16 protein-coding genes are annotated in these 13,928 nt (G+C 65.2%); 7 read left to right on the top strand and 9 right to left on the bottom strand.

Going from position 1 to position 13,928, the window contains the following annotated elements; translation table 11 throughout:
• The first annotated feature begins 80 nt into the window (after positions 1-80).
• Positions 81-746 carry a DsbA family oxidoreductase gene (locus E4K64_RS08045; RefSeq protein WP_135163047.1) on the top strand — a complete coding sequence of 222 codons (666 nt, stop codon included), beginning with the start codon at positions 81-83 and terminating at the stop codon, positions 744-746.
• Positions 747-753: 7 nt separating this feature from the next.
• Here E4K64_RS08045 and E4K64_RS08050 read toward each other — a convergent pair whose 3' ends face one another.
• From E4K64_RS08050 to E4K64_RS08070, 5 genes are all read right to left on the bottom strand, one after another.
• Complete coding sequence (locus E4K64_RS08050; protein ID WP_135163048.1) at positions 754-1,917, bottom strand: GNAT family N-acetyltransferase; 1,164 nt, start codon at positions 1,915-1,917, stop codon at positions 754-756.
• A gap of 150 nt (positions 1,918-2,067) precedes the next feature.
• Positions 2,068-3,507, bottom strand: coding sequence for a cytochrome c oxidase accessory protein CcoG (gene ccoG / locus E4K64_RS08055; RefSeq protein WP_135163049.1), 1,440 nt, complete (start codon positions 3,505-3,507; stop codon positions 2,068-2,070).
• Positions 3,508-3,544: 37 nt separating this feature from the next.
• Positions 3,545-3,748, bottom strand: a complete 204-nt coding sequence (locus tag E4K64_RS08060; RefSeq protein WP_028181089.1) for a YgaP family membrane protein — start codon at positions 3,746-3,748, stop codon at positions 3,545-3,547.
• A gap of 28 nt (positions 3,749-3,776) precedes the next feature.
• Positions 3,777-4,220: a thioredoxin TrxC gene (gene trxC, locus E4K64_RS08065; RefSeq protein ID WP_135163050.1), complete on the bottom strand. Its 444-nt coding sequence runs from the start codon at positions 4,218-4,220 to the stop codon at positions 3,777-3,779.
• Positions 4,217-5,503, bottom strand: coding sequence for an NAD(P)/FAD-dependent oxidoreductase (locus E4K64_RS08070; RefSeq protein WP_135163051.1), 1,287 nt, complete (start codon positions 5,501-5,503; stop codon positions 4,217-4,219). Before E4K64_RS08070 ends, trxC begins: the two co-directional genes overlap by 4 nt.
• A 95-nt stretch (positions 5,504-5,598) precedes the next feature.
• Between E4K64_RS08070 and E4K64_RS08075 the strand changes: the two genes are divergently transcribed.
• From E4K64_RS08075 to E4K64_RS08090, 4 genes are all read left to right on the top strand, one after another.
• Complete coding sequence (locus E4K64_RS08075) at positions 5,599-5,919, top strand: ArsR/SmtB family transcription factor (protein ID WP_135163052.1); 321 nt, start codon at positions 5,599-5,601, stop codon at positions 5,917-5,919.
• Positions 5,920-6,033: 114 nt separating this feature from the next.
• Positions 6,034-7,044, top strand: coding sequence for an efflux RND transporter periplasmic adaptor subunit (locus E4K64_RS08080; RefSeq protein ID WP_135163317.1), 1,011 nt, complete (start codon positions 6,034-6,036; stop codon positions 7,042-7,044).
• Positions 7,041-10,262, top strand: a complete 3,222-nt coding sequence (locus E4K64_RS08085) for an efflux RND transporter permease subunit (RefSeq protein WP_135163053.1) — start codon at positions 7,041-7,043, stop codon at positions 10,260-10,262. The genes E4K64_RS08080 and E4K64_RS08085 overlap by 4 nt, the downstream gene beginning before the upstream one ends.
• A gap of 10 nt (positions 10,263-10,272) precedes the next feature.
• Positions 10,273-10,629, top strand: a complete 357-nt coding sequence (locus E4K64_RS08090) for a carboxymuconolactone decarboxylase family protein (protein WP_135163054.1) — start codon at positions 10,273-10,275, stop codon at positions 10,627-10,629.
• An 84-nt stretch (positions 10,630-10,713) separates the two neighbouring features.
• Here E4K64_RS08090 and E4K64_RS08095 read toward each other — a convergent pair whose 3' ends face one another.
• The 3 genes from E4K64_RS08095 to E4K64_RS08105 form a co-directional block, all read right to left on the bottom strand.
• A complete protein-coding gene (locus E4K64_RS08095) occupies positions 10,714-11,046 on the bottom strand; it encodes a hypothetical protein (protein ID WP_135163055.1) in 333 nt (110 codons plus the stop codon).
• Between the two features lie 202 nt (positions 11,047-11,248).
• Positions 11,249-11,653 (bottom strand): hypothetical protein, encoded by a 405-nt coding sequence (locus tag E4K64_RS08100; RefSeq protein ID WP_135163056.1) that lies wholly within the window; start codon positions 11,651-11,653, stop codon positions 11,249-11,251.
• Positions 11,654-11,849: 196 nt separating this feature from the next.
• A complete protein-coding gene (locus tag E4K64_RS08105; protein ID WP_235884600.1) occupies positions 11,850-12,176 on the bottom strand; it encodes a PilZ domain-containing protein in 327 nt (108 codons plus the stop codon).
• A 119-nt stretch (positions 12,177-12,295) separates the two neighbouring features.
• Here E4K64_RS08105 and E4K64_RS08110 point away from each other — a divergent pair, with 119 nt between their 5' ends.
• Positions 12,296-12,589 (top strand): HdeA family protein, encoded by a 294-nt coding sequence (locus E4K64_RS08110; protein ID WP_167771878.1) that lies wholly within the window; start codon positions 12,296-12,298, stop codon positions 12,587-12,589.
• A 145-nt stretch (positions 12,590-12,734) separates the two neighbouring features.
• Here the strand turns inward: E4K64_RS08110 and E4K64_RS08115 are convergent, their stop codons facing one another.
• Positions 12,735-13,199 carry a PaaI family thioesterase gene (locus E4K64_RS08115; protein ID WP_126260830.1) on the bottom strand — a complete coding sequence of 155 codons (465 nt, stop codon included), beginning with the start codon at positions 13,197-13,199 and terminating at the stop codon, positions 12,735-12,737.
• 340 nt (positions 13,200-13,539) lie between these two features.
• On the opposite strand from E4K64_RS08115, the gene E4K64_RS08125 reads away from it, so the two are divergent.
• Positions 13,540-13,839 carry a hypothetical protein gene (locus E4K64_RS08125; RefSeq protein ID WP_135163059.1) on the top strand — a complete coding sequence of 100 codons (300 nt, stop codon included), beginning with the start codon at positions 13,540-13,542 and terminating at the stop codon, positions 13,837-13,839.
• The last annotated feature ends 89 nt before the right edge of the window (positions 13,840-13,928 follow it).

The following is a 13,928-nucleotide window of genomic DNA, read 5'->3' on the forward strand; positions in this document are numbered from 1 at the left end:
CAGGAGGGGTGCCTTGCGCCGTCCCCGGTTCGGCTTATCTTCCGGCGAACCCGTGACCCCGCCCGAAGGAGGCGCCTGACATGAGCACGCTGAAACCGCTCCAGATCGACGTCGTCTCCGACGTGGTGTGCCCCTGGTGCTATATCGGCAAGCACCGGATCGAGAGCGCGCTGGCGCTCGTTCCTGATGTCCCGGTCAAGCTCAATTTCCGTCCCTTCTTCCTCAATCCCTGGGTGCCGCGCGAGGGCATCAGCCGCGAGGCCTATCTCACCCAGAAGTTCGGCTCGGTCGAGGCCTATAAGGGCATCGCGGGGCGCGTCGTTGCGGCCGCCAGCGAGGAGGGCCTCGTCTACAAGCCCGAGCTGGTCGCGCGTCAACCCAACACCACCGACTGCCATCGTCTCATCCTGTGGGCGGAAGCGATTGGCAAGGCGCCGGAGATGAAGCAGCGCCTGATGGAGCTGTATTTCCGCGACGGCGGCGATCTCACCGATGTGAACGTGCTGGTGCAGGCGGCCGCCGATATCGGCCTCGATGCCGACGACGTGCGCAGGCGCCTTGCCACCGACGAGGACGTCGCGCGCGTCTCGGCGGACGCCCAGGAGGCCGCCGAGAAGGGCATCTCCGGCGTGCCGACCTATGTCTTCGCGCAGAAATACGCGGTCTCCGGCGCGCAGGATCCGAACCTGCTCGCGCGCGCCATCCGCCAGGTCTCGGCGGAGATCAACGCGCAGGCGGCGGAATAGTCTTCGCTTATTTGCGCAGGCGGCGGATTAGGCCTCGCGCGGTCACATACGCGGCGTTGCGGCCGAGCAACGCTCCGTGAATGAGCGCCACGACCGGATCGTGCCGCCGCAGCGGGACCAGCACGTCGCCGACTGCGAAACGTCCCCGCCAGATCGGGTTGATCATGGGATGATCGGCGCTCGCGGTGGAATCGGCGCTGGCGATGGCGGGATCGGCGCAGAGATGACGGGTGAGCTCGAGCGTGAGCTGCACGCCCGGTGAATATCTGGCAAAGCGCTCGTCGATGCCGAGCTTGAAGAAGAAGGCGCGATCCTGGTGGCGCAGCACGATGCCGGCCGCCACCGGTGTCGTGCCGGCGCGAAGCGTGATGATCTCGCACTGCGCGGTTTCCGCCAGCGCCGGCACGGCGTGGCGGATGAAGGCCGCATCGCCGGCATGCTGGACCAGCGCGGTGCCGCGCTTGCCTTTCCAGCCGCTGGCCTCGAGCTGCAGGAACGTTTCAAGCGCGGGCCCGATCTCGTCGGGCCGGCGTGCGACGTCGAACGTGACGGGGCCGTGCTCTTCGAGGCGATGGCGCAGGCGGCGCTGCTCCTTGAGCTTCTTGCTGCCGAGCGCCTCGCGCAGCAGCGTTTCGTCGTCCTGCGTCGCGTCGAGGCTGGCGCGGAGGTAGGAGGACAGGATGCGCGGCTTCAGTCCGTCGCGGCTCAAGGCCTGCTTGAGCGCATTCATCGCAGCGCCGTCGAGCGCGACATCGTTCAGCACGAGCGCATGCGCGCCGGCCTTGCGCGCCTGCTGCAACACATGCGTGGCTGCCTCGATCGGAGCGTCGCGATCGATCAGCGGGCTGCACAACGTGCCGTAGGGGTGCGCGCTCACCAGCGCGGGCAGAGGAATCTTGCACGCCCGCCACAGCGAGATCACCGGCATCAGTCCGATCAGCCGCGACGAAGTCTTGGCGAATGCAGGCAATGCAGAGGCGTTGGTGCGGCTCCGCGCGGTGGCGCTGACGGCAAGCGCCCAGGCGGGCAGGTAATACCCGTTCGGCTCGATCGCCCGCTGCGCGAGGGCGCGCCACTGGCCGGGGTCGATCGCCGTGAGCGGGACGCGCGCGGTCGCGGCGTCTTTTGCAGATGCCGGATGGAGCGCTGCCTGCTGCGCGATGTCGACCACGTCCCCTCGTCCCGTTCACGCGGGCAAAGCCTGCGTCACGGGGCCATGCTTAGCGCAAAGATTGGAAAATACCGTTGGCGCGCCGTCTCAATTCGAACGGTAATGTTAACGTCTCATTGAGCATACGTTGCCGGATGCTCAATGCGGACCCTACTTGTCGCCGGGCAAGAAATGGTCGCGGGCGCTCGCCCGGCCACCGCTGGCGGTATCGGTGATCGTGACCTCGAGATCGCGCGAGGTCTTCGGCAGGTCGGCGGGCCCGACCTGCACCGACAGCCGGACCTCGCGGGTCTGGTCCTGCCCGACCTCGACGACGGGCTTGCCATCGGGCGCGGCCTCGATGCCGGCAACGCGAATGGCTGCGCCGGGCAGCCCGGAGACCTCGATCGCGAACGATCGCTGTGCGCCCTTGTTGAGAATGCGCACGGTGTAATCGTTGCGGACCCCGCCATCCGACAGCTGGACGAACAACGGATTGCGCTCGTGCAGCACGTTGACGTCCATGGTCGCGCGCGTGGCGAGCGTGTACAGCATGATGCTGCCGACGATGGCGATCGCCGCGGCGTAGATCACCGTCCGCGCGCGGACGATGCGATAGATCGGCGGCTTGCCCTCGCGCCGGCGCTGCATGTTGATGTCGGTGTCATAGCCGATCAGACCCTTGGGCCGGCCGATCTCGCTCATGACGTTGTCGCAGGCGTCGATGCATAGGCCGCACTGGATGCAGCCGAGCTGGATGCCGTGTCGGATGTCGACGCCCGTCGGGCAGACATTGATGCACTGGTGGCAATCGACGCAATCGCCGGCGAAATCGCCATGGGCGCGGGCAGCCTCTGCCTTCTTCACCGACATGCGCGGCTCGCCGCGGTCGCGGCGATAGGTGACGTTGAGTGCCCATTCGTCGGTCAAGGCCGCCTGGATGCGCGGCCACGGGCACATGTAGATGCACATCTGCTCACGGGCGTGGCCGGCGAAGACGTAGGTCGTTGCCGTCAGGATGCCGATCCAGAGATAGGCGATGAACGGAGCCTGGAAGGTCGCGAGCTCCTTCACCAGCGTCGGCGCATCGTCGAAATAGAGCACCCAGGCGCCGCCGGTCCACCAGGCGATCATGATCCAGAGGAAATGCTTCAGCGCGACCTTTCGGATGTGGTCGAACGTCCAGTAGCGCTTGTCGCCCTGCATGCGCTCGCGCCGGTCGCCCTCGACCCAGCGCTCGACCGCATAGAACAGGTCGGTCCACACCGTCTGTGGGCACAGATAACCGCACCACAATCGCCCCGCGACCGCGTTCATCAGAAACAGCATCATCGCCGCGAGGATGAGCAGGCCGGTGAAATAATACACCTCCTGCGGCCACAGCTCGATGAAGAAGAAATAGAAGCGGCGATGCGGCAGATCGATCAGCACGGCCTGATCGGGCAGGCCGGGGCCGCGATTCCAGCGCACGAACGGCAGGAGATAATAGATCCCGAGCGTGACGCAGAGGATCGCCCATTTGATGCGGCGGAACGGCCCGTGGACCGACTGCGGATAGACCTTTCTACGCTTCTCGTAGAGAGGCCCCTCGATGAAGGTGTCGTCGGTCATGGCAAATTCCCCCGCATCACAGGCTGTATCTGCGCGTTCAGGAGAACGCGCAGCCGCTGCTCAGGCCCAGCTTCCTGAATACGATCGCCGCCGGGCAGAAGCCGGTGAACGAGGCCTGCAACATGTTCAGCCCGGCAAACGCCGTCAGCAGATACCAATACGCATTCACATAGGTGCCCAGTGCGAGACCGAGCAGGACGACGAATCCCGCAAACGCGAGGACGGCTTTATCGACATTCATGGCAGGCTCCTTTTTTGATCTTGCGACGTTACGAACGGGTCAGATTGGCTTCGGTCCAGGCAACGATGCTGCGCGCATCCATCGCGCCGGAATGGCGGGCGATCTCGCGGCCGCCGCGCATCAGCAGCAGCGTCGGAATGCCGCTGACGCTCAGCCGCGACGACAAGGCGGGTGCGTTGTCTGAATTCAGCTTCAACAGCCGCACGCCGGGCTCGAGCTGTTGCGCCGCGCGCGCGAACATCGGGGCCATGGCACGGCAGGGCCCGCACCATGGCGCCCAGACGTCGACGAGCACGGGAATGTCGTTGCTGGCGACATGACGGCCGAAAGCGGCTTCGTCCACCTCGATCGGCTGGCCGGTGAACATCGGCTGGTGACAGGCGCCGCAGCGCGCACTGTCCGGTGCGCGCTCGGCGGGCAGGCGGTTGATGCGCCCGCAATGTCCGCAGACGATCTGGCGTGTCGTGCTCATGTGCCGGTTCGGACCTCCTTGATCTTGGCGATGTTCAGCCTGTCGAGCAGGAAGCGCTCGTAGAACGGCTCGCTCTCGCCGCGCCGCATCTTGCGCAGGAAGTATTTCTCGAAGGCGACCTTGGCGAAGTGCACCCATTCGCCCTTGGAGGACCAATTGACGTTGCGCGGCGGGATCTGCGGCTGCGCGAGGAAGGCGACGCCGGAATCGCCGAAGTCGGCGAGGCAGATCGCGTTCCAGGTTGGCTGCGCCGTCGGTACCTTGCCGCGGAGCAGGGCGCCGATGTTGATCGCGGTCGCCGTCACCATGGATTCGATCATGAAGCCGGTCTTGGGCACGCCCACCGGCACGGGCGTCGCGCCGACCGGCGCGATCGCAACGCAGACGCCGACTGCAAAGATATTGGGAAAGGCCGGGTTCTGCTGATGCTTGTCGACGATGACGAAGCCGCGCGGATTGGTCAGCTTCTCGATGCCGCGCACCGCTTCGACGCCGCGAAAGGCGGGCAGCATCATCGAATAGGCGAATGGCAGCTCATGAGCCTTGCGAGACGTGCCGTCGTCGGCAAATTCCTCCACCGACATCACGCCGGGGGCGACATTGTCGACGCGGGCGTTGGTGATCCATTTGATGTGCTTCTCGCGCATCTCGCTTTCCAGGAGACCCTTGGTGTCACCGACGCCATCGAGACCGAGATGGCCGATATACGGCTCCGAGGTGACGAACGTCATCGGCACCCGGTCGCGCAGCTTCCGCCGGCGCAGTTCGGTCTCGAGGATGAAGAGAAACTCGTAGGCCGGGCCGAAGCAGGAGGCGCCCTGGACAGCGCCGATCACGACCGGGCCAGGATTGGCCGCGAGCTTCTCGAGGGCGTCACGGGCATGCGCGGCGTGATCGACGTGGCAGATCGACTGGGTATGGCCCTGCGGCCCGAGACCCGGAATCTCGTCGAACGCCAGCTCGGGACCGGTCGCGACGACCAGATAATCATAGTCGATCGACGTGCCGTCACCGAGCTCGACACGGTTCTCCTCGGGGTGGACGCGCTTTGCGCCCTGCGTCAGCAGCCGCACGCCCTTGCGTTTCATGACATCGGCGAGATCGATCTCGATCTCTTCGCGCTTGCGCCAGCCGACGGCCACCCACGGATTCGAGGGCACGAAATGATAGACCGCGCCTTGCGAGATGACGCTGAGGCGGTCCTCCTTTCGCAACTGGGGCAGCAATTCATAGGCCATCAGCGTTCCGCTCAGACCGGCTCCGATTACGACAACTTCCGCCATGGGTATCCTCCGTTGGACCAGGCCGCTCCGCCGGTTAAGTTCCGGCCGTCATGCAGCGCTTGACGATATATTCGTAATTGCGTATATACGCAAGTATGAAAATAAATAGTCAGGTCATGGAGCGGGCGGCGGATCAGGCGAGCGAGTTGCTCAAGGCGCTGTCGAACCGTCACCGTCTGCTGATCATCTGCCAGCTGATTGACGGCGAGCGGTCGGTCGGCGAGCTGGCCGAGTTCCTCAGCCTGCGCGACTCCACGGTCTCCCAGCATCTTGCGCTCCTTCGCAAGGATGGCCTGGTCGCATCCAGGCGCGATGCGCAGACGATATTCTATTCGATCGCCAGCGAGCCGGCGCGCGAGATCCTGAAGACGCTTTACCAGGTGTTTTGCGCGCCGAAGTCCAAAAGGACGAAGTGAAGCCTAGGAGAATGCGGGCAGGTGCGCCTTGCGCGAGATCAACGCGCCTTCGCCCGACGTCGATGAAATGAGAGGGCACCGCGGCGCGGTGTGATGAACCCGATGACGACACGGATGTGTCCCTTGCAATATCTGACGCGCCTGGGACTTATCGCCGCGTGGGCGGCGATCGGAGTACCGGTGGGGCACGCTGCCGCTGCGGGAACGCTCTCCGTTGCGCAGCAGACCGTCGCCGACGAGAAGGCCGTCTTCGCGACCGTCGAGAGCATCAGCGTGGTTCCCGCCCGCGGCCGCATCGGTGGAACCGTCGTTCAACTTGAGGTGCGGGAAGGCGATCGCGTCACCGCCGGCCAGGTCATCGCGGCCATCGGCGACGAGAAGCTCGTTCTTCAGATGAAATCGCTGGACGCCCAGATCGAGGCGCTGCAGGCGCAGGCCAACCAGGCGCAACTCGACTTCACCCGAACCGAGGGGCTGGTCGAGCGCGGTATCCTGCCGCGGATCAAGCTGGACGAGCAGCGCACGGCGCTCAACGTCGCCGACAACGGCCTGCGCGCCAGGACCGCGGAGCGTGCCGTCATCAACGAGCAGCTCAACCAGGGACAGGTGCTCGCGCCGGCAGACGGTCGTGTGCTGAAGAGGCTGATCACCGTGGGATCCGTTGTGCTCGCGGGCGATCCGATCGTGACCGTCGCCCAGCAGAATTTCAAGCTGCGGCTGCGCGTGCCGGAGCGCCACGCGCGCTTCCTCAAGGCCGGCGACAAGGTCCGCGTCGATGGCGCGGAGCTGGCGGGAGAGGCCTCGAAATGGGGCGTGATCGACCTCGTCTATCCTCAGATCGAGGAGGGGCGCGTCATCGCGGATGCGACGGTCGAGGGGCTCGGCGAATATTTCGTCGGCGACCGCTTGCGGGTCTGGGTCGCCGCGGGAACGCGAACGGCTTTCGTCATCCCTTCGGGCTATGTGACGACGCGGTTCGGCATCGACTATGTCCGGCTCCGGAAAGGCGACGAGACGGTCGACGTGCCGGTGCAGCGCGGCCGCGACATGCCGACGCCTTCGCTTCCCGACGGCCTCGAAATCCTGTCGGGCATCCAGGCCGGCGACCAATTGGTGCAGCCGTGAATCTCGGACTGTCAGGACGGTTGACCCGGTCGACCATCGCATCGCCGCTGACCCCGCTGTTCCTGATCGGGGCGCTGGTCGTGGGGCTGATCGCCGTCGTGGCGATCCCACGCGAGGAGGAGCCGCAGATCAGCGTTCCCATGGTGGATATCCGCGTCAATGCCGACGGCCTGCGCGCGCCCGACGCGGTGGAGCTGGTGAGCAAGCCGCTGGAATCGATCGTCAAGGGCATCGACGGCGTCGAGCACGTCTACAGCCAGACCGAGGACGATCGCGTGATGGTCACCGCGCGCTTCCTGGTCGGCACCAAGTTCGAGGATGCCATCCTGCGGGTGCACGAGAAGATCCGCGCCAACCTCGACCGCATTCCCGTCGGCATCCCAGAACCGCTGATCGTCGGGCGGGGCATCAATGACGTCGCGGTGACGGTGTTGACGCTGTCGCCGAAGCCGGAGGTTGCCAGCCGCTGGACCGACAAGGATCTGTACGAGCTCGCCGACAAGCTGCGCGCGGAGCTGATGAAGGTCGACGATATCGGTCTGACCTACATATCCGGCGGCGCCGCGCAACAGATCCGGGTCGAGCCCGATCCGGAGAAGCTGTCGCTGTTCGGCGTCACGCTTCAGCAGCTCGTGGCCAAGGTCAAGGACGCCAACCGCTCGTTCCTGGCTGGGCAGGTTCGCGATGCCGGCATCGTGCGAGGCGTCGCGGCGGGGCAGACGCTATCCGGCATTCCCGACATCGGACTATTGCTGATCACGAGCCGCGACGGCCGGCCAGTCTATGTCAAGGACGTCGCCTCCGTCGTCGTCGGTCCGAGCACCATCGAGCATCGCGTCTGGACGGATTCGCGCGGGGCCGCCGGGCAGTGGGCGCGCACGCCCGCCGTCAGCCTCGCGCTGGCCAAGCGGGCCGGCGCCAATGCGGTCGTCGTGTCCGAGAATATCGCGGGGCGCCTCGAAGGATTGAAGTCGCGCCTGATCCCCGAGGACGTCCAGGTGACGGTGACGCGCGATTACGGCGAGACCGCCAACGAGAAGGCCAACGAGCTGCTGTTCCACCTCGGCCTTGCGACCGTCTCGATCGTCGTCCTGATCGCGATCGCGATCGGCTGGCGCGAGGCGCTGGTGACGTTCGTCGTGATTCCCACGACAATCCTGTTGACGATGTTCGCCGCCAATTTGATGGGCTACACGATCAACCGCGTCAGCCTGTTCGCGCTGATCTTCTCCATAGGCATTCTCGTCGACGACGCCATCGTCGTCGTCGAGAACATCGCGCGGCACTGGGGCATGCGCGACGGCCGGCCGCGCCTGCAGGCCACCATCGAGGCGGTGGCGGAGGTCGGCAACCCCACCATCGTCGCGACGCTGACCGTGGTCGCCGCGCTGCTGCCGATGTTGTTCGTGTCGGGCCTGATGGGCCCCTATATGGCGCCGATCCCGGCCAACGCGTCGGCCGCCATGCTGTTCTCGTTCTTCGTCGCGATGGTGGTCGCGCCCTGGCTGATGCTCAAGCTCGCGCCGAGGGGCGAGGTTGCCTCAGCGCACGCGGAGCACGACGAAGGCCGGCTCGGCCGGCTCTACCGGCGTTTCGCCACGCCGATCGTGCGGAGCAAGCGGTCGGCCTGGATCTTCCTGCTCGGCGTCGGCATCGCGACGCTGCTGTCGATGACGCTGTTTGCGACCAAGTCGGTGACGGTCAAGCTTCTGCCGTTCGACAACAAGTCCGAGATCGCCGTGGTCGTCGACCTGCCGGAAGGCGCGAGCCTGGAGGCGACCGAGCGTACGCTGTTCGGCGCGGCCGCGATCGCGCGGCAATTGCCGGAGGTCACCTCGCTGCAATCCTATGCCGGCACGCCGGCGCCGTTCAATTTCAACGGCCTGGTGCGGCACTATTATTTGCGCCAGAGGCCCGAGCTCGGCGAAGTGCAGGTCAATCTGGCTGCGCGCGGCGAGCGCAAGCGCGCCAGCCATGAGATCGCGCTCGAGCTGCGCGAGAAGCTGAAGGCGCTTGATCCACCCGCGGGCACCAGCATCAAGGTGGTCGAAGTGCCGCCCGGGCCGCCGGTGCTGTCGACGCTGCTCGTCGAGGTCTACGGTCCCGATGCGACCACGCGCCGTGCGGTCGCGGCGGAGCTCAAGAAGGTCTTCGCGGAAGTGCCTTTCATCGTCGACATCGACGATTCCATCGGCGAGAAGCGGCCACGGCTGCGGCTCTCGATCGACCAGGACCGGCTCGAATTCTTCGGCGTCGAGCAGCGCGACGTCTACGACACGATCCAGGCGCTGTTCGGCGGCACCTCGATCGGCTATTCGCATCGCGGCGAGGACCGTAACCCGATCGAGATCGCGGTGCATCTCGGAAAGCGCGATCTGGTCTGGGACGAGGCGCTGGCCTCGACGCCGGTGCCGGCCAACACCTTGCCCGGCAGCAAGACGGTGGTCGAGCTCGGTCAGGTCGTCAAGGCGACCATGGAGGAGGGCTCGCCGACCATCTTCCGCCGCGACGGCCGCTTCGCCGACATGGTGATGGCCGAGCTCGCCGGGCGCTTCGAGGCGCCGCTCTACGGCATGCTCGCGGTTGCCGATCGTGTGGATGCCCATGACTGGGGCAAGCTGCCGAAGCCGGCGATCAGCCTGCACGGCCAGCCATCGGACGAGTCGCGCCCCACGCTGCTGTGGGACGGCGAATGGGAGATCACCTGGGTGACCTTCCGCGACATGGGTGCCGCCTTCGGCGCGGCCATCCTCGGCATCTACGTGCTGGTCGTCGCCCAGTTCGGGAGCTTCCGTCTGCCGCTCGTCATCCTGACGCCGATTCCGCTGACGCTGATCGGCATCCTGATCGGGCACTGGCTGCTGGGTGCGCCGTTCACCGCGACCTCGATGATCGGCTTCATCGCGCTCGCCGGCATCATCGTGCGCAACTCGATCCTGCTGGTCGACTTCATCAGGCACAGCGGCGGGGACGGCAAGTCGCTGCGCGAGGTGGTGCTGGAGGCCGGCGCGGTCCGCTTCAAGCCGATCCTGCTCACCGCGCTTGCGGCCATGATCGGGGCCGCGACCATCCTGCTCGATCCGATCTTCCAGGGATTGGCGATCTCGCTGCTGTTCGGGCTGGCCTCGTCAACGCTGCTCACCGTGCTGGTGATTCCCGCGATCTACATCGCCTTGCGCGCGCCGCGTGAGGCTCCGACCACCGCCAAATCCAGCTAACGAGGGTCCAATGGACAAGAACTACGTCGACATCACGAGGAACATCTCGGCCAACCTGAAGAAGCTGCGGAGCGACATTCCCGACACCATGAAGGGATTTGCCTTACTCGCTCAGGCCGCCACGCGCGACGGCGCGCTGGACAAGAAGACCAAGGAACTGATGGCGCTGGCGCTCGGCGTCGCCGCACATTGCGACGGCTGCATCGGCTTTCACGTCGAGGCGCTCGTCAAGCTCGGCGCGAGCCGCGAAGAGATCGAGGAGACGCTCGGCATGGCCGTCTACATGGGCGGGGGCCCCTCGCTGATGTACGCTGCGGATGCGATCGCGGCGTACGAGCAGTTCCAGCAGCAATCGACCGCCGCATGACGTCGGTCGCCTCGTAGTCGGGGGCATACGAACGGGACCGGGCGAATAGTCTCGTCCGGTCCCGAACCATCAAGCCTTCGCGGATTACCAGCGGTCGTCGACGCCCACGCCGACGCTGACGCCAGGCGCGCGAATGCCGACGCCGGCGCGCGGCCCGTCATCCCAATCGCGATGATAGGTGCGGCGCTCGTAATAGCGTTCGCGCGGCATGTAGTTGTAGGAATCCCGCACGATCACGCGCGAACCGCTGCGCGTGCGATAGCAACGGCCGGCGTCATCGCAGACGAGCCGCACCTGCTGAACGAGATCCGGATTGGTGTACTCGCTGGTCGTGTAGATATCGGAAGCCTTCGCCCCCGTGACGGCTGCCAAGGCGCCCACGCCCGCCAACAGCGCAATCGTAAATGTCTTCATCATGTCCTCCTCGAAACTGCCCTCGGCGGTAACAAGAAGGGGAGGCGGCGATCGTTCCCCGCCGCGATGCGCGTTTTTCCCGGAACCGGCGGGTCGCGACGGTTCCTAAAGCGCGATGCATTAGGATGATTCGTCGTCGCGCCTTAGGTTGTTGTTTAGGCATGATCTTTTCGGAAAACCGCTGCGCACTTTTCCGGATCATGTTTTAGGCCGGCTCGTATGTCTCGGTCCCGCAGATGTCGTCGGCTTCCGCCCGCCGGCGGTCCACGACCTTCCCGCCGTTGATCGTCACGATGTAGGTCTGGGCGCCCAGCGAGGTGCCGGTTGCGGAGGTGAGCTGCGCGCGGACGCAGGCGGTCCAGCCCGGTCCGCGCAGCTCGCGATGGGGCGGGGCGACGTGCACCTCGCGCGGATAGGAGGTGGCGAGGAAAACCACATCGATCTGCTCGCGCACCACACGCTTGACGTCGGGAGGCGCTTCGGGCGGCGGTTGCTCGGCCTCCTTCATGCGCATGAACTCAGGCACCGGCGCGCGGCTGTCGGCAAAGCCGCAGGCACCGAGCGCGAGCGCGCCGGCGAGCAGCGCCGCATGAGCAATGATCCGTAACATCCGTGAAAGTCCCCTGCGGGCCAACAGATAGGCACGAATGCGGTCCGCCGAAGTCCTTGCCGATCAAGATTTGCTGAGGCCTCCACAAGCCCTAGAACCCGCGGCATTTGCTATTCCGCGATTGCGGGCTAGTTTGTGCCGCGCAATCATCATCGCCTTGTGGATGCGATGCGAACGCTCGTTCACATCGCGCGCGCTATTGCACAAAGGCGAGGCCGACGCGCTTGTCACTGCGCCAAACTGTGCGACAATTCCGTACGAACTCGTCGCGCGCGATCGAGAGCGTGAACGATTGCGGCAACGTGACGGGAGCGTCGAGGTCGATCGCCGCGCCGCCGGCCGACATGTTCCGCACCGTGCAGGCGATGCCGTTGTTTTCGAAGGTGATCGTTCCACCCTTGAAAACACGGTGACGCTGCGCTGTACGTTTCTCGATCATCGGCGTCGGTCCATCACGATGATTATGGAGTAATGCATAGAGATTATGGAGTAATGCATAGAAATTACGTTGAACTAAACTCAATATCGGCGCTGCTCGCACGGCGCTTCAGACTTCGTTTACGACGTTCGAGCGGAGAGCCTCTCCGCCGATTTCCCTGCAAGCCTTTCTTTTATGGCGTTACGGCGCCGATGGAGATTCCGATGAAGACCACGCTTTCGCTTCTGTTCGCCGTTGCGCTCTCGCTGTCGTCGATGCCCGCCCACGCCGTCAAATGGGACCTTTCGACCATGAGCTGCAAGCAGTTCCTCGAGAGCGGCGAAGACAATATCCAGGTCGTGCTGACCTGGATGGATGGCTGGTACAAGGGCGACGAGGACAACGCGATCATCGACACCGACGTGTTCATCGCGAACGCCAAGAAGTTTGGTGCCTATTGCGGAAAGAATCCGACAGCCAGCATCGTCACGGCGGCTGACGAAGTGCTCGGCAAGTAACGCGATGCGCGCGGACCGAAGCGCGATTGCGGTCGCGCCTGGGTCTCCTGCCTCGATGTCTCCTACCTCGATGTCTGCTGCCTCGATGCGATCGTGATGGAGAGCCGCGCTGCGCTTTGCGCTCACGCGGCTCTCGCTTTTTCGATCAGCCCGGCAACATCGCGAAAGCGCTGGACACCATCGCGGCCGGCTTGTTGTCGGTCGCCGAGAGCAGCGTGACGCGGCCAAAGCTCATGGTGCGCCCGAGCCGCACCACGCGCGCGTCCGCCAGTACGTCCGACGAGGACACCGCGCGCATGAAATGCGTGGTCTGGTCGACCGTCGTCATCGGACGATAGCCGCGATTGGCCGCAAGGATCGCGATCACCATCGCGGTGTCGGCAAGCGCCATCAGGGCCTGGCCGCAGACCACGCCGCCGTTGCGGCACAATCGCTCCGAAAACGGCATGCGCAGGAGTGCGCCCGGCTGCCAGTCCGGCTGGTCCGCCGGCTGCGCGTGCTCGAGGCGCTCGACCGCGAGGTTGAGATCCTGGACCCAGGGCGCAAAAACCTCGCCGAGGATGCGTCTGGCGTCGGGGAGGCCGAATTCGGCGTCTGGCTGCCTTTGCATTGCTGTCGCGCTCTCCTGTATTGCCGGATGTTTCGTCCCATTGTGAGCGCATCGGCGCAGCAAAGTCACCCGGTCTCGCGGCGGTCCCGTCGGCTTGAAAATGCCTGACTTGGCCCGGTATGATGCCTCGCTTGGGAACGGGTGGATGATGTTGCGTCGGTGTGTCCTCGTCTTTGGTATGATCGCGCTCGGCCTCGCGCTGAGCGGGTGCACCAGATGTGGCCCGATCTGGGACGATTGGCTGCATGGGCCCAAATCGTGCCGGTCGGATCGGCTCTAGCGGCACCGAACGGCCCCGGCGCGGGCGATCCCTGCCTCATGGATGATCAAGGAGTAGACGATGAAGCTTTTCCGTATGGCGGCGGTGCTGCTGGCAGCGCTGGCGGGACCTGCCTATGCGCAATTGCCCAATATCAATTTGATGCAGGACGGCCCGAGCAAGACGCCGGAGGAGAAGGCGGTCGAGGCCGAGCGCGAGAAGGCCTACAAGGAAACGCTGAAGAAGATCCCGGATTCCAAGTCGTCCAGTGATCCCTGGGGCGGCATGCGCGCCGATCCGCCGAAGCAGCCGGCGGCGCCGAAGGCATCGGCCGCAACCAGCGCGCCGAAGAAGACCAAGAGCGGCACGGCCGCCAACTGACGACAGCTTCGTCCGGGGGCGGCACAGGCCTTCGGACAGGACTCCTCTTCGGCCGGCCCACGCCCTACATTTACCTCTGAGCGTAGTGC

This window comes from Bradyrhizobium frederickii (genome assembly GCF_004570865.1).
Taxonomy (GTDB): domain Bacteria; phylum Pseudomonadota; class Alphaproteobacteria; order Rhizobiales; family Xanthobacteraceae; genus Bradyrhizobium; species Bradyrhizobium frederickii.

Bases quoted from the DNA above. Each gene is read 5' to 3' on its own strand.
- E4K64_RS08080 (WP_135163317.1), top strand. From the start codon at position 6,034: ATGTGTCCCTTGCAATATCTGACGCGCCTGGGACTTATCGCCGCGTGG.
- ccoG (WP_135163049.1), bottom strand. From the start codon at position 3,507: ATGACCGACGACACCTTCATCGAGGGGCCTCTCTACGAGAAGCGTAGA.
- E4K64_RS08125 (WP_135163059.1), top strand. From the start codon at position 13,540: ATGAAGCTTTTCCGTATGGCGGCGGTGCTGCTGGCAGCGCTGGCGGGA.
- trxC (WP_135163050.1), bottom strand. From the start codon at position 4,220: ATGAGCACGACACGCCAGATCGTCTGCGGACATTGCGGGCGCATCAAC.
- E4K64_RS08095 (WP_135163055.1), bottom strand. From the start codon at position 11,046: ATGATGAAGACATTTACGATTGCGCTGTTGGCGGGCGTGGGCGCCTTG.
- E4K64_RS08075 (WP_135163052.1), top strand. From the start codon at position 5,599: ATGAAAATAAATAGTCAGGTCATGGAGCGGGCGGCGGATCAGGCGAGC.
- E4K64_RS08070 (WP_135163051.1), bottom strand. From the start codon at position 5,503: ATGGCGGAAGTTGTCGTAATCGGAGCCGGTCTGAGCGGAACGCTGATG.
- E4K64_RS08100 (WP_135163056.1), bottom strand. From the start codon at position 11,653: ATGTTACGGATCATTGCTCATGCGGCGCTGCTCGCCGGCGCGCTCGCG.
- E4K64_RS08090 (WP_135163054.1), top strand. From the start codon at position 10,273: ATGGACAAGAACTACGTCGACATCACGAGGAACATCTCGGCCAACCTG.
- E4K64_RS08115 (WP_126260830.1), bottom strand. From the start codon at position 13,199: ATGCAAAGGCAGCCAGACGCCGAATTCGGCCTCCCCGACGCCAGACGC.
- E4K64_RS08060 (WP_028181089.1), bottom strand. From the start codon at position 3,748: ATGAATGTCGATAAAGCCGTCCTCGCGTTTGCGGGATTCGTCGTCCTG.
- E4K64_RS08045 (WP_135163047.1), top strand. From the start codon at position 81: ATGAGCACGCTGAAACCGCTCCAGATCGACGTCGTCTCCGACGTGGTG.
- E4K64_RS08110 (WP_167771878.1), top strand. From the start codon at position 12,296: ATGAAGACCACGCTTTCGCTTCTGTTCGCCGTTGCGCTCTCGCTGTCG.